General features: G+C 63.4%; 16 protein-coding genes. 11 read left to right on the top strand and 5 right to left on the bottom strand.

The window, feature by feature from the left end; translation table 11 throughout:
* Positions 1–11 precede the first annotated feature (11 nt).
* The 4 genes from hemF to upp form a co-directional block, all read right to left on the bottom strand.
* Positions 12–935 (bottom strand): oxygen-dependent coproporphyrinogen oxidase, encoded by a 924-nt coding sequence (gene hemF / locus GH665_RS15285; protein WP_153136546.1) that lies wholly within the window; start codon positions 933–935, stop codon positions 12–14.
* A 241-nt stretch (positions 936–1176) separates the two neighbouring features.
* Positions 1177–2475 carry a phosphoribosylamine--glycine ligase gene (gene purD, locus GH665_RS15280; protein ID WP_153136545.1) on the bottom strand — a complete coding sequence of 433 codons (1299 nt, stop codon included), beginning with the start codon at positions 2473–2475 and terminating at the stop codon, positions 1177–1179.
* 253 nt (positions 2476–2728) lie between these two features.
* Entirely contained in the window at positions 2729–3457 is a 729-nt protein-coding gene (locus GH665_RS15275) for a YebC/PmpR family DNA-binding transcriptional regulator (protein WP_153136544.1), read from the bottom strand.
* Positions 3458–3908: 451 nt separating this feature from the next.
* Positions 3909–4559: a uracil phosphoribosyltransferase gene (gene upp / locus GH665_RS15270; RefSeq protein WP_120303672.1), complete on the bottom strand. Its 651-nt coding sequence runs from the start codon at positions 4557–4559 to the stop codon at positions 3909–3911.
* Positions 4560–4794: 235 nt separating this feature from the next.
* Between upp and GH665_RS15265 the strand changes: the two genes are divergently transcribed.
* The 3 genes from GH665_RS15265 to GH665_RS15255 all read left to right on the top strand — a co-directional run bounded on the left by GH665_RS15265 (position 4795) and on the right by GH665_RS15255 (position 7072).
* The gene (locus GH665_RS15265; protein ID WP_028196915.1) at positions 4795–5577 is read left to right on the top strand and encodes an SDR family oxidoreductase; all 783 of its coding nucleotides are present in this window, start codon (positions 4795–4797) and stop codon (positions 5575–5577) included.
* A gap of 77 nt (positions 5578–5654) precedes the next feature.
* Positions 5655–6044: a methylglyoxal synthase gene (locus GH665_RS15260; RefSeq protein ID WP_028196916.1), complete on the top strand. Its 390-nt coding sequence runs from the start codon at positions 5655–5657 to the stop codon at positions 6042–6044.
* Between the two features lie 53 nt (positions 6045–6097).
* On the top strand, positions 6098–7072 hold the full coding sequence (locus GH665_RS15255; RefSeq protein ID WP_153138497.1) for a quinone oxidoreductase family protein: 975 nt from the start codon (positions 6098–6100) through the stop codon (positions 7070–7072).
* A gap of 77 nt (positions 7073–7149) precedes the next feature.
* Here GH665_RS15255 and GH665_RS15250 read toward each other — a convergent pair whose 3' ends face one another.
* Entirely contained in the window at positions 7150–8346 is a 1197-nt protein-coding gene (locus GH665_RS15250) for a hypothetical protein (protein ID WP_153136543.1), read from the bottom strand.
* A 345-nt stretch (positions 8347–8691) separates the two neighbouring features.
* Between GH665_RS15250 and GH665_RS15245 the strand changes: the two genes are divergently transcribed.
* The 8 genes from GH665_RS15245 to sugE all read left to right on the top strand — a co-directional run bounded on the left by GH665_RS15245 (position 8692) and on the right by sugE (position 17544).
* The gene (locus tag GH665_RS15245; protein ID WP_120345708.1) at positions 8692–8805 is read left to right on the top strand and encodes a potassium ABC transporter ATPase; all 114 of its coding nucleotides are present in this window, start codon (positions 8692–8694) and stop codon (positions 8803–8805) included.
* Entirely contained in the window at positions 8802–8894 is a 93-nt protein-coding gene (kdpF, locus tag GH665_RS15240) for a K(+)-transporting ATPase subunit F (RefSeq protein WP_007583461.1), read from the top strand. The genes GH665_RS15245 and kdpF overlap by 4 nt, the downstream gene beginning before the upstream one ends.
* Positions 8891–10696, top strand: a complete 1806-nt coding sequence (gene kdpA / locus GH665_RS15235; RefSeq protein WP_153136542.1) for a potassium-transporting ATPase subunit KdpA — start codon at positions 8891–8893, stop codon at positions 10694–10696. Before kdpF ends, kdpA begins: the two co-directional genes overlap by 4 nt.
* 68 nt (positions 10697–10764) lie before the next feature.
* On the top strand, positions 10765–12849 hold the full coding sequence (gene kdpB / locus GH665_RS15230) for a potassium-transporting ATPase subunit KdpB (RefSeq protein WP_028196920.1): 2085 nt from the start codon (positions 10765–10767) through the stop codon (positions 12847–12849).
* A 30-nt stretch (positions 12850–12879) separates the two neighbouring features.
* The gene (gene kdpC, locus GH665_RS15225; RefSeq protein WP_153136541.1) at positions 12880–13458 is read left to right on the top strand and encodes a potassium-transporting ATPase subunit KdpC; all 579 of its coding nucleotides are present in this window, start codon (positions 12880–12882) and stop codon (positions 13456–13458) included.
* Positions 13459–13608: 150 nt separating this feature from the next.
* Entirely contained in the window at positions 13609–16443 is a 2835-nt protein-coding gene (locus GH665_RS15220) for a DUF4118 domain-containing protein (protein WP_153136540.1), read from the top strand.
* Positions 16436–17134: a two-component system response regulator KdpE gene (gene kdpE / locus GH665_RS15215; RefSeq protein WP_153136539.1), complete on the top strand. Its 699-nt coding sequence runs from the start codon at positions 16436–16438 to the stop codon at positions 17132–17134. Before GH665_RS15220 ends, kdpE begins: the two co-directional genes overlap by 8 nt.
* An 89-nt stretch (positions 17135–17223) precedes the next feature.
* A complete protein-coding gene (gene sugE / locus GH665_RS15210; RefSeq protein ID WP_028196924.1) occupies positions 17224–17544 on the top strand; it encodes a quaternary ammonium compound efflux SMR transporter SugE in 321 nt (106 codons plus the stop codon).
* Positions 17545–17566: the final 22 nt, after the last annotated feature.

Here is a 17566-nt window from a genome sequence, read left to right as displayed (position 1 = left end):
GGCCTAACGCCTCACACCCACTCGCGCGGCACGAGAAAATCGCTGTAAAGACGCGCCTCCGGCGTGCCCGGTTCGGGCTGCCAGTTGTAGCGCCAGTTCACCACAGGCGGCATCGACATCAGAATCGATTCGGTGCGTCCGCCGCTCTGCAGCCCAAACAGTGTGCCACGGTCGAAGACCAGATTGAACTCGACGTAACGGCCGCGCCGGTATGCCTGGAAGTCCCGCTCGGCTTCGCCGTACGGAATGTTGCGGCGCTTTTCGATGATCGGCATATACGCTTTGAGGAATCCCTCGCCGACGCTTTTCAGCATCGCGAACGACTGATCGAAGCCTGGCGCCGAGAAATCGTCGAAGAAAATCCCGCCGATGCCGCGTGGTTCGTTGCGGTGCTTGAGGAAAAAATACTCGTCGCACCAGCGCTTGAAGCTCGGGTAGAGGTCCGCGCCGTAAGGCTGCAGCGCGTCGCGGCAGACACGATGGAAATGCTGCGCGTCTTCCTCATAGCCGTAGTACGGCGTCAGATCCATGCCGCCGCCGAACCAGAACACCGGCTCTTCGCCGGCTTTGGTCGCGATCAGCAGACGCACGTTCATATGCACGGTCGGGCAGTGCGGATTGTGCGGGTGCAGCACGAGCGAGACGCCCATGGCTTCGAAACCACGACCGGCCAGTTGCGGGCGCGCAGCGCTCGCCGAACCCGGCAACGCGTTTCCCGCGACGTCCGAAAAGCCGATGCCGGCCCGCTCGAAGAAGTTGCCGCCTTCCAGAATCCGCGTGCAGCCGCCGCCGCGCAGCTTTTCGCCGGGGGCGCGCTGCCATGCGTCGGTCGCGAACGGCTGGCCGTCGAACGCGCCGAGCGTGTCCGCGATGTGCGTTTGCAGGCCTTGCAGCCAGCTGCGCACGGCCTGTGCGTCGTAGCTCGAATCGGTCATGAATGCAGGTGCTGAGGGCGGCACGCTGGTCGCGCCGCGGGTTCTTCTTGAAGGGCGAGGGCCGGGCCTGCGTCAGGACTTTCCTGCGAAGGCGCGGCGCTACGGTCATTCCGGTCATTCGCGCCGGGTGACACGCCGGTCAAGCGGCGCGCGCCCACAGGGTACGGTGGGCGCCGCAACGATCGCGAAAACCCGCAGTGTAGCGCCGTTGGCGCGGCACGCGGGCAAGTGGGGCTGTGGCTTAGTGCTTGCCGTCGGTCTTGACGTCGTGCTTGCGGTTCAATGCGCGGTAGCCGATGTCGCGGCGATACTGCATGCCGTCGAACGAGATCTGGTTAATCGTCTCGTACGCGACCGATTGCGCGCTGCGCACCGAATCCGCCAGACCGACCACGCACAACACGCGGCCGCCGGAGGTGGTCAGCTTGCCGTCCGTGAGGGTGGTGCCGGCGTGGAACGTGACCGAATCCGCGGTTTCGGCCGGGATATCGCTGATCCGGTCACCCTTGCGCGGCGTGTCCGGATAGTTGTGTGCGGCGAGCACCACGCCCAGCGCGGTACGGCGGTCCCATTCGAGTTCGATCGTATCGAGCGTGCCGGCGATAGCCTGTTCGACCACCTTCGAGAAGTCGCCTTTCAGCCGCGCCATGATCGGCTGCGTTTCCGGGTCGCCCATCCGGCAGTTGAACTCGAGCGTTTTCGGATTGCCCTGCGCGTCGATCATCAGGCCGGCGTACAGAAAACCGGTGAAGCGAATACCTTCTTTCTCCATGCCACGCACGGTCGGCTGGATGATTTCGCGCATCACGCGGGCATGCAGTTGCGGCGTGACGATCGGCGCGGGCGAATAAGCGCCCATGCCACCGGTGTTCGGACCCTGATCTTCGTCGAGCAGACGCTTGTGGTCCTGGCTCGAGGCGAGTGCCAGCACATGCTTGCCGTCCACCATCACGATGAAGCTGGCTTCCTCGCCGGCGAGGAATTCCTCGATCACGACACGCGCGCCGGCATCGCCCAGCTTGTTGTCCGACAGCATCATGTCGACCGCGGCGTGCGCTTCTTCCAGCGTTTGCGCAACCACCACGCCCTTGCCGGCGGCGAGGCCGTCGGCCTTGATCACGATCGGCGCGCCCTTGGCGTCCAGATACGCGTGCGCGGCGGCGACGTCGGCGAAGGTTTCGTATTCGGCGGTCGGGATCGCATGGCGCTTCATGAACGCCTTGGCGAAATCCTTCGAGCTTTCGAGCTGCGCGGCTTCCTTGCTCGGTCCGAAAATCTTCAGGCCGCGCGAGCGGAACAGATTGACGATACCCGCGGCGAGCGGCCCTTCCGGCCCGACCAGCGTGAAGGCGATCTGTTCTTTCTCGACGAAATCAGCGAGTTCAGCCGGATCGGTGATGTCGATGTTGCGCAGACGCTCGTCCTGGGCGGTGCCGCCGTTGCCGGGAGCTACGTAGACGAGCTGAACCCGTGGCGATTGCGCGAGCTTCCATGCGAGCGCATGTTCGCGACCGCCGGAACCGACGACGAGTAACTTCATGTGAATCCCCGAGACTTAAAAACCATAAACGGCTGAAGCATGACGCTTAGCCGTGGAATAACAGCAAGGTTTGCGATGGGCCCGCAGCCGGACAACGGCGCAGGGCACATGGCGAACCCGGGTGGAGGCGGTGCCAAAGGGCTCAAACCCAACGCCCGGCCAACATGCCCGTTCAGCAGCAACGCGAGGGCCAACGGGCGGCGCGGGCGTGGCTCGATGCCGAACCACGCCGCCGGACGCCGCCGGGGCGCGCTCACTCGTCGGCGATCGCGGCGTTTGTATAGACTTCCTGCACGTCGTCCAGATTTTCCAGCGCGTCGAGCAGCTTCTGCATTTTCACCGCGTCGTCGCCCGTGAATTCGACTTCCGTCTGAGGTTTCATCGTGACCTCGGCCACTTCGGCCTTGAAGCCCGCCGCCTCAAGCGCGGACTTCACCTTCGGGAAATCGTTCGGCGGGCACAGCACCTCGATACTGCCGTCTTCGTTCGTGAGCACGTCGTCGGCGCCGGCTTCGAGCGCGGCTTCCATCAGCTTGTCTTCCGGCGTGTCGGGTCCGAACAGGAACTGGCCGACGTGATCGAACATGAACGACACCGAGCCGTCCGTGCCCATGTTGCCGCCGTTCTTCGAGAACGCGTGACGCACGTCCGCCACCGTACGGGTGCGGTTGTCGGTCATGGTGTCCACGATTACCGCCGCGCCGCCGATGCCGTAGCCTTCGTAACGGATTTCTTCGTAGTTTGCGCCGTCGACACCGCCCACACCGCGCTGGATCGCACGGTTGACGTTATCTTTCGGCATGTTGGCGTCGTACGCCTTTTCGACGGCGAGCCGCAGACGCGGGTTCGAGTCGATGTCGCCGCCGCCCATGCGGGCCGCCACCTGAATTTCCTTGATGAGCCGCGTCCAGACCTTGCCGCGCTTGGCGTCGGCCGCTGCTTTCTTATGCTTGATGTTGGCCCATTTCGAATGACCCGCCATACCTTTCTCCGTCGCGCGCGCCAGTGGGCGCACGCATAGTGCAATTGTCGTTGCGATGTCGGGCGCTTACGCGTGTGAATGCGACCTTGCGCCTCGATGTTAAACCGCTCGGCGCCGGACCGCCCGGTGTCAGGCCTTCATCAGCTTGATCGCGCCCCGCCAGGCCTGGCAAGCGGAGCCGAAAGCCGGCAGCGCGGTTGGTGACGGGGCAGTGCGGTCAGCGGGGGGCTCAGCGGCGCCTCAAGCGCGCCGGTTCCGGCAGGTCCCGCGTAAAGGCGCGATGCACCGGGTGGCAGTGCAAGTCGAGCCGCTCTTTGAGCGGATTCGAATTTTATCACGCCGTGAGGGCGCGGCAGAGGGGCGCGTAGCGTGAAACAGCGTGGAAACGGTTCATCAACCGGGCGGCGGCCGCGTTTTGTACGCGCCGCTGCTCGATTTTCTCAGTCCGCTGTCAGTTTTTCGTGCCGAACAGGCGGTCGCCGGCGTCGCCGAGGCCCGGCACGATGTAGGCGTGCTCGTTCAGGTGCGAATCGAGCGACGCGACGTACAGCTTGACGTCGGGATGGGCGTCCTGGAACACCTGCACGCCTTCCGGCGCGGCCACCAGCGCGAGGAACATGATGTTCTCGCCGGCCACGTTGCGGCGCTTGAGCACGTCCACGGCGTGCACGGCCGAATAGCCGGTCGCGACCATCGGATCGCACAGAATGAACACGCGGTCCTCCAGATCCGGCAGGCGCACCAGATACTCCACCGGACGGTGGTCCTCGGCGCGATACACGCCGATATGGCCCACCCGCGCCGACGGCACCAGTTCCAGCAGGCCGTCCGACATGCCGATGCCGGCACGCAGCACCGGCACGATCGCCAGTTTCTTGCCGGCGATCACGGGCGCGTCGATGTCGACCAGCGGTGTGGTGATGCGGCGCGTGGTCATCGGCAGGTTACGGGTGATTTCGTAACCCATCAGCAGCGTGATTTCGCGCAGCAGTTCGCGGAACGTGCGGGTTGAGGTGTCCCGGTCGCGCATATGCGACAGCTTGTGCTGGATCAGCGGGTGATCGAGGATGAAAAGATTGGGAAAACGGCTGTCCTGGGTCATGGCGGGGGCGCAAGCGGCGGCTAGAGGGATCGGTTTGGCGTGCCGCCCGGCCGGAAACCGGCTGACGGACGCGCCACGGCGCAAGTTTACCGAAAGAGTGGCGCCGGAAGATACCGGAGATTGCAGGGGCCCGGCACAGTCCGGCACCGATTCTTCTAGAATCGGGGGAAACTTTGCCGCCATTGGGCAACCGCGGGAGTGTTCCGCGCCACGATTACGTCACAAGGATACGCACATGGACATGGGAATCGCAGGACGCACCGCGCTGGTTTGCGCGGCCAGCAAAGGACTGGGGCGCGGCTGCGCGGAAGCGCTGGCAGCTGAAGGCGTCAATCTGACGATCGTCGCGCGCACGCAGGAGACACTGGAGGCGACCGCCGCGGAGATTCGCAAGCAGAGCGGTGTTGAAGTGAAGACCGTGGCGTGCGACATCACCACGCCCGAAGGACGTGCCGCGGCGCTCGCCGCCTGTCCGCAGCCGGACATTCTGGTCAACAACGCAGGTGGGCCGCCGCCGGGCGATTTTCGCAATTTCACGCACGAGGACTGGATTCGCGCGCTGGAGAGCAACATGCTCACGCCGATCGAGTTGATTCGCGCGACTATCGACGGGATGAGCGAGCGCGGTTACGGGCGCATCGTCAATATCACGAGCTCGGCGGTCAAGGCGCCGATCGACGTGCTGGGCCTGTCCAACGGCGCGCGCTCGGGGCTGACCGGCTTCGTGGCGGGACTGGCGCGCAGCAAGGTGGCCGCCACGGGCGTGACGATCAACAACCTGCTGCCGGGGCTGTTCGACACCGACCGCATCGCCACCACCTTCGCGGCGCAGGCCAAGGCGCAAAACATTTCCGTCGACGAAGCGCGCAAGCAGCGCATGAAGACGATTCCCGCCGGCCGTTTCGGCAATCGCGACGAATTCGGCCGTGCCTGCGCGTTTCTGTGCAGCGTGCATGCCGGCTATATCACCGGCCAGAACTGGCTGGTCGATGGCGGTGCTTACCCCGGTACGTTCTGAACGGGGCTCTTTCGAAGCACCAGCATCGCTCATCACTACAACAACGACAATCACAACGGTTTCAGGAGTCTTACGTCATGACCACCCGTATTGCGCTGATCGCGCACGATCACAAGAAAGACGACATCGTCAAACTGGCCGGCGAATACGTCGATACGCTGAGGCGCTGCGACATCATCGCGACCGGTACGACCGGCACGCGCATTAGCGACGCGCATGGCCTCACGGTCGAGCGCATGTTGTCCGGCCCGCATGGCGGCGACCTGCAGATCGGTGCGCAACTCGCGGAAGGGCGAGTGGACATGGTGATCTTCCTGCGTGACCCAATGACGCCGCAGCCGCACGAACCGGATATCAACGCGCTGGTGCGTGCCTGCGACGTTCACAATATTCCGTGCGCCACCAACATTTCGACCGCGCGCATGATTCTCGACGTGCTGACCTTGCGCCTCACGCAGCAGGTCTGAATCGACACCGCGGCGCTTCACGATCACACTGGATCACACATCAAGGAGACATGATGGTCAAAGCAATCCGATTCGACAAAACTGGCGGCCCCGAAGTAATGAAATGGGTCGACGTCGAAGTAGGCGAGCCGGGCGCGGGCGAGATCCGCGTCAAGCAGAACGCGGTCGGTTTGAACTATATCGACGTGTATTTCCGCACGGGTCTTTATCCGTTGCCGCTGCCGGGCGGTCTGGGCATGGAGGCGGCCGGCGAGGTGACGGCGGTCGGTAGCGGCGTGACGGGGCTGAAGGCCGGCGACCGGGTGGCCTATGTTGCGCGTCCGCCGGGCGCCTATGCGCAGGAGCGCGTGCTGTCGGCGGCGCAAGTGGTCAAGGTGCCCGACGCGGTGAGCGATGAGCAGGCGGCCTCCGTGATGCTGCAAGGTCTGACCGCACAATATCTGCTGCGCCGTACCTATCCGGTGAAAGCCGGCGACACGATCCTGATTCAGGCGGCGGCCGGCGGCGTCGGTTTGCTGGCCTGCCAATGGGCGAAGGCATTAGGCGCGACAGTGATCGGCACGGTCGGCTCCGACGAAAAGGCGGAAATTGCCAAGGCGCACGGCTGCGACCATGCGATCGTCTATACGCGTGAAAACTTCACAAAGCGGGTGCGCGAGATCACCAATGGCGCGGGCGTGCCGGTGGTGTACGACTCGATCGGTAAAGATACGTTTACGGCTTCACTCGATTGCCTCGCACCGCTTGGCATGTTCGTGAGCTTCGGCAATGCGTCGGGCCCGTTGCCGCCGATCGACTCGTCCGAATTCGCCGGACGCGGCTCGCTGTTCTTTACGCGCCCCACGCTGTTTACCTACATCGCGAAGCGTGCCGATTACGAAGCGATGTCGGCTGAACTATTCGGCATGCTGGTGTCGGGCAAGGTGAAGACCAGCATCAATCAACGTTATCCGTTGGCGGAGGTGGGGCGCGCGCATGCCGATCTCGAAGGCCGCCGCACGACCGGCTCGACGATTCTGCTGCCGTAACGCCTGGCCGGGCCGCCCGCGGCTATCGCGGGTTATCAGGCTCGGCCCGCGCCGTAGCGCGGGCTTGCGCCGGCCGGTTAATTCGACGCTTCGCTGGCGGCTCCGGGCGGCTTGGCGCTCAGCGCGGACATCCGTCCGGTGACGATCGCGCTCAAGAATGTTTTGGGGAAGTCGTCGGACACCGTCCAGCCGGTGCCGTTCTTCACGAACACGAACTCGCTGTGCAACTGGATGATCGGCACCGCGCCGATCGCCGACAGCAGATTGTCCCGGTAGTCGACCGTCACTGGGCATGATTGGCGCCCGTCGGCCAGTGCACGGCAGTTCGCGCTTGGAATGACGCTCAGCACGCTGTTCGCGAGACCCTCCGGTTGATCGTCGTTGGTGGAGGGCATCGAAGGCGCGTGGGTCTGCGCGTCGAGCTGCACCAGCGCGGCCTTTACTGCCGTTTCCATGTTGTCCCGACCGACCGGCGTGCCGAGCGTGTTGTTCAGCGTTGCCGCGTTGTAGCGCGCCATGACGTACTCGGGCGGGAAAGCCTGGATGGCGAACCGGTTCTTGTCTTCCGGGGTCCGCAGGACCACATAGCCGATCTGCATCTTTTCTTTGCCGGGAACCAGATCCTTGTCGAGACTGAGATCGGCGATGCAGCCGCGCGAATGGTCCTTGCTGTCATAGCCGATTTCCCGATAGTTGCGGGTGCGCGGGAACTCGTGCTCCTCCACCATCTGCTGGCCACCCAGGCCTTTCGCCGCACTTTCGAGCAGCAGCGAATCGAGCGCCGAGGTCGCTGACGACGCGCTGCACTGCGGCGTTGAATCGGGTATCAGCTTGTATATGCCGAAGCCGATCAATACCGCCAGCACGCCGCCGACTTGCATCAGGAAAGCATTTTTCGCTTTCTTTTTGCGCAGTTCGAGCAACGCAGCGAGGCGTGCGCTAATTCTCGAATCGACGTCGTTCAGATAAATCAGCATCGCAATGCGCTGATCCAGTGCAACGGTTTTGTCTTCCGACCACTGCAGAATTTTCAGCGTGGCATTTTCCTCGTCGTCCCGGTCGATATATTTTTCGGCGATCAGCCAATTGAGCAACTGTCTCGACGTGCACGGCTCAAACTGGATTTCCGGATGCGCCAGCAGCCGCTCGCGCGCCGCGTCGCAGCGATCGTCGTCTATGTAGTGAGCAGTCGACAGCACCGCCAGCAGCGTGATGCGGTCGTCGTTCACGAGCTCGGGTGCAGTTCCGCTTTCGGTTTCTGAAGCAATTGGCATATCGGGCGCGCTATTGGCTGGGTGAATGGCCGGTTTTCGTTTAATCCAATACGCATTCCGGCGCGGTGAATAACGACGGCCATTCAGGTGGTTATCGGCGCGCCATTATGAGCGATGGTTTCGGATTTTGGCCAGAATTAAATGCGCGGCCATTTATATCCTTTCTTTCCAATGCGGCGGCCGGCGCGCCGGGTTAATTGATTCAAGCACGGCACAAGCGCGGCGCACCGCTGCCGCCGCGGTCGTTTACACGATTTTTACACCTGGTCTCCTACCTTTGACCAAGCCTTTACGCGTATCGGCATAACGTTCCACCTATCCAAAGTCCGTGTATGGAGAACAAAAATGGATGTGCTGTATGTCGGGGGGCTGGTGCTGTTTTCCGCGCTGACCTTTGCATTGATTGCCGGCTGCGAGAAGTTGATGCAGTTCCGGCGCGGCCAGGGAGCCCGCTCATGAACTGGATTCTCTGGTTGTCGGGCGCGGCTACCGCGTTGTTGTTTGCGTACCTGGTCTATGCGCTGTTGCGCGCGGAGGACATTGAATGAACTCGAACAATGTCCTGCAAGCGGGCCTTTTCATCGTCGTGCTGCTGGCAGCCGCGGTGCCGATGTCCCGCTACCTGAGCAATGTGATGGACGGCAGTTCGCGCGTGGTCCGCATTGGCGGCCCGCTCGAACGTTTGCTGTATCGCATCGCGGGCGTCGATCCGTCGGCGGAAATGAGCTGGAAGCACTACGCGATCGCCACGATCGCGTTCAACGTGCTCGGCGTGCTGTTCCTTTATGTGCTGCTGCGCGTGCAAGGCTGGCTGCCGGGCAATCCGCAGCAGTTCGGTCCGATGACGGTGGACGGCGCCTTCAATACGGCGGTCAGCTTCGTGTCGAATACGAACTGGCAAGACTACACGCCTGAGCAAACCGTCAGCTATCTGACGCAGATGCTCGGCCTGACCGTGCAGAACTTCCTGTCGGCAGCAACCGGCATCGTGGTGGTGATCGCGCTGATTCGCGGCTTCGCGCGTCACACGACGCAAACCATCGGCAACTTCTGGGTCGACATCACACGCGTGACGCTCTACGTATTGCTGCCGATGGCGGCAATCGTCGCGGCGCTTCTGATGAGCCAGGGCGTGGTGCAGAACTTCAAGGCCTATCAGGACGTGCCGACGCTGCAAACCACCACCTACGCCGCACCGAAGCTCGATGCACAAGGCAACCCGGTGAAGGACGCGAAGGGCAACCCGGTCACGGTCGACACGCCGGTGAAAGCGCAAACCATCGCGATGGGTCCGGTCGCTTCGCAGGAGTCGATCAAGATGCTCGGCACCAACGGCGGCGGCTTCTTTAACGGCAACTCGGCGCATCCGTATGAAAACCCGACGCCGTTCTCGAACTTCCTGCAGATCTTCTCGATCCTGATCATTCCGGCGGCATTGGCGCTGGTGTTCGGACGCATGATCGCGGACCGCAAACAGGGCGTCGCCGTCCTCGCCGCGATGACGATTGCATTTACTGCATGCGTGGTTGGCGAAATCAGTGCCGAGCAAAGCGGCAATCCGGCGTTCGCCGCGTTGAATATCGATCAATCGGCGAATGCGTTGCAGTCGGGCGGTAACGCGGAAGGCAAGGAAACGCGCTTCGGTATCGCGCAGTCGGGCATCTTCACGGTAGCGACCACGGCGGCTTCGTGCGGTGCGGTAGCGAATACGCACGACTCGCTGACGCCGATCGGCGGTCTCTATCCGATGCTGCTGATGCAACTCGGCGAAGTGATCTTCGGCGGCGTGGGTTCCGGTATGTACGGCATGCTCGTGTTCGCCCTGCTGGCCGTGTTCGTCGCGGGCCTGATGATCGGCCGCACGCCTGAATATGTCGGCAAGAAGATCGAAGCGTACGAGATGAAGATGGTGTCGATCGTGGTGCTGCTCACGCCGCTGCTGGTGCTGGTGGGCACGTCGATCGCGGTGCTGACCGATGCGGGCAAGGCTGGTATTTCCAACCCTGGCGCGCACGGTTTCTCCGAAATTCTCTATGCGTTCAGTTCGGCCGCGAACAACAACGGCAGCGCTTTTGCCGGCCTGACGGTGAGCACGCCGTTCTACAACTGGCTCACGGCTATCGCGATGTGGTTCGGCCGCTTCGGCACGATCATCCCGGTGCTGGCGATTGCCGGTTCGCTGGCTTCGAAGAAGCGTATCGGTGTGACCGGCGGCACGCTGCCGACGCACGGCCCGCTGTTCGTCGTGTTGCTACTCGGCACGGTGCTGCTGGTGGGCGCGCTGACTTATGTGCCCGCGCTTGCACTCGGACCTGGTGTCGAACATCTGATGATGATGGGCGCTCACTGAGGCGGCCCGTTGACATGACACCAGTGACCAACGAGTGAATAGGCGCAAACGGGAAATTCGAGGATTCAATGACTGAACATAATGCAACCAGGTCCATGTTCGACCCGGCGCTGGTGCGCCCGGCGATCGTGGACTCCTTCAAGAAGCTCACACCGCGCACGCAGTTCCGCAACCCGGTGATGTTCTGCGTGTACGTCGGCAGTATTCTGACGACCATTCTGTGGATCGCCGCGCTCGGCGGTCAGGCCGAGGCGCCCGCGGGCTTCATTCTCGCGGTCACCTTGTGGCTGTGGTTCACCGTGCTGTTCGCGAACTTCGCGGAGGCGCTCGCCGAAGGCCGTTCCAAGGCCCAGGCCGCGTCGCTGCGCAGCGCGAAGAAAGACGTGATGGCCAAGAAGCTCAACGAGCCGCATCCGAAGTCGCCGATCCGTATTCTGACGGCGTCCGATCTGCGTAAAGGCGACGTTGTGCTGGTCGAAACCGGCGACGTGATTCCGGCTGACGGTGAAGTGATCGACGGTGTTGCGTCGGTCGACGAATCGGCGATCACGGGCGAATCCGCACCGGTGATCCGCGAGTCGGGCGGCGATTTTTCGTCGGTGACGGGCGGCACGCGCGTGCTGTCGGACTGGATTGTCGTGCGGGTCACGGCGAATCCGGGCGAAGCCTTCCTCGACCGCATGATCGCGATGGTCGAAGGCGCCAAGCGTCAGAAAACGCCGAACGAAATCGCGCTGACAATCCTGCTGGTCGCGCTGACCATCGTGATGTTGCTGGCCACCGCCACGCTGCTGCCGTTCTCGATGTTCTCGGTCGAAGCGGCCAAGGCGGGTCACGTGGTCACGATCACGGCGCTGGTCGCGTTGCTGGTGTGTCTGATTCCGACCACCATCGGCGGACTGTTGTCGGCGATCGGTGTGGCCGGCATGAGCCGCATGATGCAGGCGAACGTGATTGCCACCTCGGGCCGTGCTGTGGAAGCAGCCGGTGACGTCGACGTGCTGCTGCTCGACAAGACCGGGACGATCACGCTCGGTAACCGTCAGGCATCGCAATTCGTGCCGGCGCCGGGTTTGACCGAAGAAGCGCTGGCGGATGCCGCCCAGCTTTCGTCGCTCGCCGACGAAACGCCGGAAGGCCGCAGCATCGTCGTGCTGGCGAAGCAACGCTTCAATATCCGGCAACGCGATATGGCCTCGCTGAAGGCGGAATTCCTCGCCTTCACCGCGCAAACGCGGATGAGCGGTGTGGATCTGCCGGGCCGTGAAATCCGTAAGGGCGCGGCCGACGCAGTGAAGAACTATGTGGAAGCGAATGGCGGCCGTTTCCCGAACGAAGTCAGCACGGCAGTGGCCGAAGTCGCGCGCCGCGGCAGCACGCCGCTGGTGGTCGCCGAGAAAGGCGAGCAGGGCGCACGTGTGCTTGGCGTGATCGAACTGAAGGACGTAGTGAAGGGCGGTATCAAGGAACGCTTCGCCGAACTGCGCAAGATGGGTATCAAGACCATCATGGTGACGGGCGACAACCGTCTCACGGCCGCGGCGATTGCAGCCGAAGCAGGCGTCGACGATTTCCTCGCCGAAGCCACGCCGGAAGCGAAGCTCGCCACGATCCGTTCGCACCAGGCCGAAGGCCGTCTGGTGGCGATGACCGGCGACGGCACCAACGACGCCCCGGCGCTTGCGCAGGCGGACGTGGCGGTGGCGATGAACACCGGTACGCAGGCCGCGAAAGAAGCCGGCAACATGGTCGACCTCGATTCGAATCCGACCAAGCTGATCGAGATCGTCGAGATCGGCAAGCAGATGCTGATGACGCGCGGCTCGCTCACCACGTTCTCGATCGCCAACGACGTCGCCAAGTACTTCGCGATCATCCCGGCGGCGTTCGCCACCACGTATCCGGCGCTGAATGCGCTGAACGTGATGCATCTGGCCACGCCGGCCTCGGCGATCATGTCGGCGGTGATTTTCAATGCGCTGATCATCGTGCTGCTGATTCCGCTGGCGCTCAAGGGCGTGAAATACCGGGCGCTGGGTGCGGCGATTCTGTTGCGCCGCAATCTGCTGGTCTACGGTCTGGGCGGGATCATCGTGCCGTTCATCGGCATCAAGCTGATCGATATGGTGCTGGCCGCATTCGGCTGGGTTTGAGAAGCGGCAGCTTAAGAGGAGTTATCTGTCATGAAAAATCTGTTCCGTCCGCTGATCGTGATCTTCGCGGTACTGACCGCCGTCACCGGACTCGCTTACCCCGCTGTAATGACCGCGGTCGGTCAGGCGGCCTTCAACAACCAGGCCAACGGCAGCCTGCTCGAGAAGGACGGCAAGGTGGTCGGCTCGAAGCTGATCGGCCAGCAGTTCGATGCGCCGCAGTACTTCTGGGGCCGTCTGTCGGCCACCAGCCTGATGCCGTATAACGCGACCAATTCGGGCGGTTCGAACCTCGGCCCGACCAACCCGGCGCTGACCGACGAAATCAAAGGCCGCATCGACGCGTTGAAGGCGGCCGGCACGGATATGTCGAAGCCGGTGCCGGTCGATCTGGTGACGTCCTCGGGCAGCGGTCTCGATCCTGAGATCAGCCCGGCGGCGGCCGCGTACCAGATCGAACGCGTCGCCAAAGCGCGCAAGCTCGCCACCAACGACGTGCAGGCGCTGGTCGATCGTTATACGACTGGCCGCCAGTTCGGCGTTCTTGGTGAACCGCGCGTGAACGTACTGCAACTGAATCTGGCGCTGGACGAGATGAAGCAGGGTTGAGCGCGGATCAGCGTTATTGATGGCTGTGGTTCGAGGAGGCGGCGACCATGCGGTGCCGCCTTCGCCATTTGCGATTGCCATTTGCGGTGGCGCTGCTGCCGTGCCACCATGCATGCACTATCGCTCGCATTATCATGAAAACCATTGAGCATGAACCGCCCCGATCCTGATGAACTGCTCGACAAGCTGCAACGCGACGAAGAAAAGCGTCAACGGGGCCGGCTGAAGATTTTCTTCGGCGCGTCGGCGGGCGTCGGCAAAACCTATGCGATGTTGCAGGCCGCGCGCCGCCGTGCCGATGAAGGCACGGACGTGGTGGTCGGCATTGCCGAAACGCATGGCCGCGGCGAAACCGCTGCGTTGCTCGAAGGTCTCGACGTGCTGCCGCTCGCGGTGATCGAGTATCGCGGCCGCAAGCTCGGCGAGTTCGATCTCGACGCCGCGCTCGCGCGCAAGCCGCAACTGATTCTCGTCGACGAGCTCGCGCATTCGAACGTGCAGGGCGCGCGGCATCTGAAGCGCTGGCAGGACGTCTATGAACTGCTCGACGCGGGCATCGACGTCTACACCACGGTCAACGTCCAGCACCTCGAAAGCCTGAACGATGTGGTCGGCCAGATCACCGGTATCCGGGTCTGGGAGACGGTGCCCGACCGCGTGTTCGATCGCGCCGACGAAGTCACCCTGGTCGACCTGCCCGCTGAAGAATTGCTCGACCGGATGCGCGACGGCAAGGTGTATTTGCCGCAGCAGGCCGAGCGCGCGGTGCGCAACTTCTTTCGCAAGGGCAATCTGATCGCGCTGCGCGAACTGGCGTTGCGCCGCACCGCGGACCGTGTCGATGCGCAGATGCGTGAGTATCGTGCCGACCGTTCCATCGAGCGAATCTGGCAGGCGCGCGAGCGCTTGCTGGTGTGTGTCGGTCCGGGGCCGGAAGCGCCGATGCTGGTGCGCGCGGCGGCACGCCTCGCCGCCAGCCTGAAGGCCGACTGGATCGCGGTCTACGTCGAAACACCCGCGCTGCAGCGCCTGCCCGATGCGCGCCGCGAACGCACACTGAACGCCTTGAAGCTCGCCGCCGAACTCGGCGCCGAAACCGCGACGCTGGCGGGCACCGATGCGGTCGCCGCGCTGATCGGCTACGCGCAGGCTCGCAACGTCTCCAAGCTGGTGGCCGGCGCATCGGCGCGCAGCGGTTTTCAGCGCTGGGTGCGCCGGCCGCTCGGCGAGCGCATCGCGGAACGCGCGGGCGACCTCGATCTCACGCTGATTCGCGCGTCGTCGGAACGTGACGGCGGCGAGCAGCGCCGCTTGCTCAATACCACGGCGAATGCGTGGCGCGAGGCGCTGAGCACGGCGCGCGAACGCCGTTCGCCGCCGCGCGCCTATGGCATCGCACTGACGATTTGCGCGGTCATTACGCTATTGTCGAGTCAGCTGATCGACCATATCGATCTGACCAACCTCGTCATGCTGTACCTGCTTGGCGTGATTTTCACGGCCGTGAAGCTGGGGCGTGGGCCGGGCGTCGTGCTGTCGTTCATGAGCGTGGCGGCGTTCGATTTCTTCTTCGTGCCGCCGCGCATGTCGCTGTCGGTGTCCGACACGCAGTACCTGCTGACCTTCATCGGCATGTTGCTGACCTCACTCGTCATTAGCCATCTCACGTCGAGCTTGCGCCGCGAGGCGAGCGTCGCGCGGCGTCGCGAACAACGCACCGGCGCGATGTATGCAATGGCGCGTGAGCTGGCTGCCGCGCTTACCACCGAGCAGATCGTCGGCATCGGCAGCCGGCATGTCAGCGAAGTGTTCGGCGCGCGAGTCGCGATCCTGTTGCCGGACAGCGCCGATCAGGTGAAGCAGAAAATCGAGGACCCCGATGCGGCGGTCACGCTCGAAGGCGAGATGCTCGATAGCGACGTCGGTCAATGGGTCTACGATCAGCAGAAGCCGGCTGGACACGGTACCGATACGTTGCCGGCCGCCGCCGCGCTGTACCTGCCGCTGAAGGCGCCGATGCGCACGCGCGGTGTGCTCGCGGTCGTGATGCGCGACGAGCGCGAACTGGACGTGCCTGAGCAGCAACGCATGCTCGACGCATTTGCCGCGCAGATCGCGCTGGCGCTGGAGCGGGTGCACTACGTCGACATCGCGCGCGACGCGCTCGTCAATATGGAGTCGGAGCGCTTGCGCAATTCGCTGCTGTCGGCGATCTCGCACGACCTGCGCACACCGCTGACGACGATCGTCGGCTTCTCGTCGATGCTGGCGCAATCGCGCGAGGCGCATCCCGGTGCGCAACCCGGCGACGATCTCGTCGAAGCGATTCACGAAGAGGCGCTGCGCATGACCGGCATCGTCACCAATCTGCTCGACATGGCGCGTTTGCAGGCAGGCAGCCTGCAACTGAACCAGCAGTGGACCCTTCTCGAGGAAACGGTGGGTGCCGCGCTGCGGGCGTGCAAACGCGTGCTGGCGAATCATCCGGTGCAAGTCAAGCTGCCTGCCGATTTACCGCTGCTGCATCTCGATGCGGTGCTGATGGAGCGGCTCTTCTCGAACCTGTTCGAGAACGCGGCCAAGTACACCCCGCCGGATACGCCGTTGACGATCGGCGCGCAACGTCTCGACGCGGACGGCAAATCGTTCGTACGCGTCGCGGTCGACGATAACGGGCCGGGTCTGCCGGCCGGCATGGAAGCGCGTGTGTTCGAGAAATTCACGCGCGGCGAGAAGGAGTCGGCCAAGCCGGGCATCGGCCTTGGCCTCGCGATCTGCCGCGCGATCGTCGAAGCGCACGGCGGTACAATCGGCGCGCTCAATCGGATGTCCGCGGACGGCCGTGTCGAAGGCGCGCGCTTCTGGTTTACCTTGCCGGTGGAAACACCGCCCGAAGCACCCGATGCGCTGGAAGACGAAGGCGCCGATGCTTTGCCCGACCGCGATCCAACTTCTAACCTGCTTTCCAAGCCTAGCCATGAGTGACCCGAGCATCACCGTCGTCCTGATCGAAGACGAAAAGCAGATTCGCCGCTTCGTGCGAACCGCGCTGGAAGGCGAGGGCATCGTCGTGCACGACGCCGAAACCGGCAAACAAGGTCTCGTCGAAGCCGCGACGCGCAAACCCGATCTCGTCATCGTCGATCTCGGGCTGCCCGACACCGACGGTCTCGACGTGATTCGCGAGCTGCGGGGCTGGAGTGAACTGCCGGTCATCGTGCTGTCGGCGCGCACGCAGGAAACCGAGAAAGTCGCCGCGCTCGACGCCGGCGCGGACGATTACCTCACCAAGCCATTCGGCGTGTCCGAACTGCTGGCGCGAATCCGTGCGCATATGCGGCGCCGCAATCAGGGTGGCGCGAATGAATCGCCGCTGGTGCGCTTCGGTGCGGTGACAGTCGACCTGGCCTTGCGCCAGGTGACGCGCGAGGGCGCTGCCGTCCATCTCACACCGATCGAATATCGGCTGCTCGCGACGTTGGTGCGCCATGCGGGCCGGGTGCTGACGCACCGGCAATTGCTGCGCGACGTGTGGGGGCCGTCCCATGTGGAGAGCCATCACTATCTGCGCATCTACATGGCGCATCTGCGCGGGAAATTGGAGCGCGATCCGGCGCAACCGGAGCATATCGTCACTGAGACGGGGGTGGGATATCGGCTGGTCGGCGCCGTTTAACGCGATTTTGGTATAATTACGATTCGTAAGGACGACCTTGCGCATCTGCTTCAAACGGGGACGGCCCCATCTGACCATGGAGCTGTCTCATGTCCTGGATTCTTCTGCTGATTGCCGGTTTGCTCGAAGTTGCCTGGGCGGCCGGTCTTAAAACCTCCGAAGGCTTTACCCGGCTGTGGCCGTCCGTATTTACGGTCGTGACCGCGCTCGGCAGTTTCGTTCTGCTTGCCATGGCAATGCGCCAATTGCCGCTCGGCACGGCCTACGCCGTGTGGACAGGCATCGGCGCGGTCGGCGCGTTCATCTTCGGGATCGTCATGATGGGCGAGGCTTTGACGGTCGCGCGGGTGGCGAGCGCGGCGCTGATCGTGATCGGCTTGATCGGGTTGAAGCTGTCGTCGGGGCATTGATCTCTCATTGAGACCTTGATGT

Source organism: Paraburkholderia agricolaris (assembly GCF_009455635.1).
In the GTDB taxonomy this organism is placed as follows: Bacteria; Pseudomonadota; Gammaproteobacteria; order Burkholderiales; family Burkholderiaceae; genus Paraburkholderia; species Paraburkholderia agricolaris.
Note: the sequence above shows the minus strand (reverse complement) of the source record. Positions and strands in the feature narration are given on the sequence as shown.

Excerpts from the sequence above, each read along its gene's own strand:
- GH665_RS15245 (WP_120345708.1), top strand. The coding sequence starts at position 8,692 with ATGGATGTGCTGTATGTCGGGGGGCTGGTGCTGTTTTCCGCGCTGACC.
- kdpB (WP_028196920.1), top strand. The coding sequence starts at position 10,765 with ATGACTGAACATAATGCAACCAGGTCCATGTTCGACCCGGCGCTGGTG.
- kdpE (WP_153136539.1), top strand. The coding sequence starts at position 16,436 with ATGAGTGACCCGAGCATCACCGTCGTCCTGATCGAAGACGAAAAGCAG.
- GH665_RS15260 (WP_028196916.1), top strand. The coding sequence starts at position 5,655 with ATGACCACCCGTATTGCGCTGATCGCGCACGATCACAAGAAAGACGAC.
- sugE (WP_028196924.1), top strand. The coding sequence starts at position 17,224 with ATGTCCTGGATTCTTCTGCTGATTGCCGGTTTGCTCGAAGTTGCCTGG.
- GH665_RS15250 (WP_153136543.1), bottom strand. The coding sequence starts at position 8,346 with ATGCCAATTGCTTCAGAAACCGAAAGCGGAACTGCACCCGAGCTCGTG.
- GH665_RS15275 (WP_153136544.1), bottom strand. The coding sequence starts at position 3,457 with ATGGCGGGTCATTCGAAATGGGCCAACATCAAGCATAAGAAAGCAGCG.
- GH665_RS15255 (WP_153138497.1), top strand. The coding sequence starts at position 6,098 with ATGGTCAAAGCAATCCGATTCGACAAAACTGGCGGCCCCGAAGTAATG.
- GH665_RS15265 (WP_028196915.1), top strand. The coding sequence starts at position 4,795 with ATGGACATGGGAATCGCAGGACGCACCGCGCTGGTTTGCGCGGCCAGC.
- upp (WP_120303672.1), bottom strand. The coding sequence starts at position 4,559 with ATGACCCAGGACAGCCGTTTTCCCAATCTTTTCATCCTCGATCACCCG.
- hemF (WP_153136546.1), bottom strand. The coding sequence starts at position 935 with ATGACCGATTCGAGCTACGACGCACAGGCCGTGCGCAGCTGGCTGCAA.
- kdpF (WP_007583461.1), top strand. The coding sequence starts at position 8,802 with ATGAACTGGATTCTCTGGTTGTCGGGCGCGGCTACCGCGTTGTTGTTT.
- GH665_RS15220 (WP_153136540.1), top strand. The coding sequence starts at position 13,609 with ATGAACCGCCCCGATCCTGATGAACTGCTCGACAAGCTGCAACGCGAC.
- kdpC (WP_153136541.1), top strand. The coding sequence starts at position 12,880 with ATGAAAAATCTGTTCCGTCCGCTGATCGTGATCTTCGCGGTACTGACC.
- kdpA (WP_153136542.1), top strand. The coding sequence starts at position 8,891 with ATGAACTCGAACAATGTCCTGCAAGCGGGCCTTTTCATCGTCGTGCTG.
- purD (WP_153136545.1), bottom strand. The coding sequence starts at position 2,475 with ATGAAGTTACTCGTCGTCGGTTCCGGCGGTCGCGAACATGCGCTCGCA.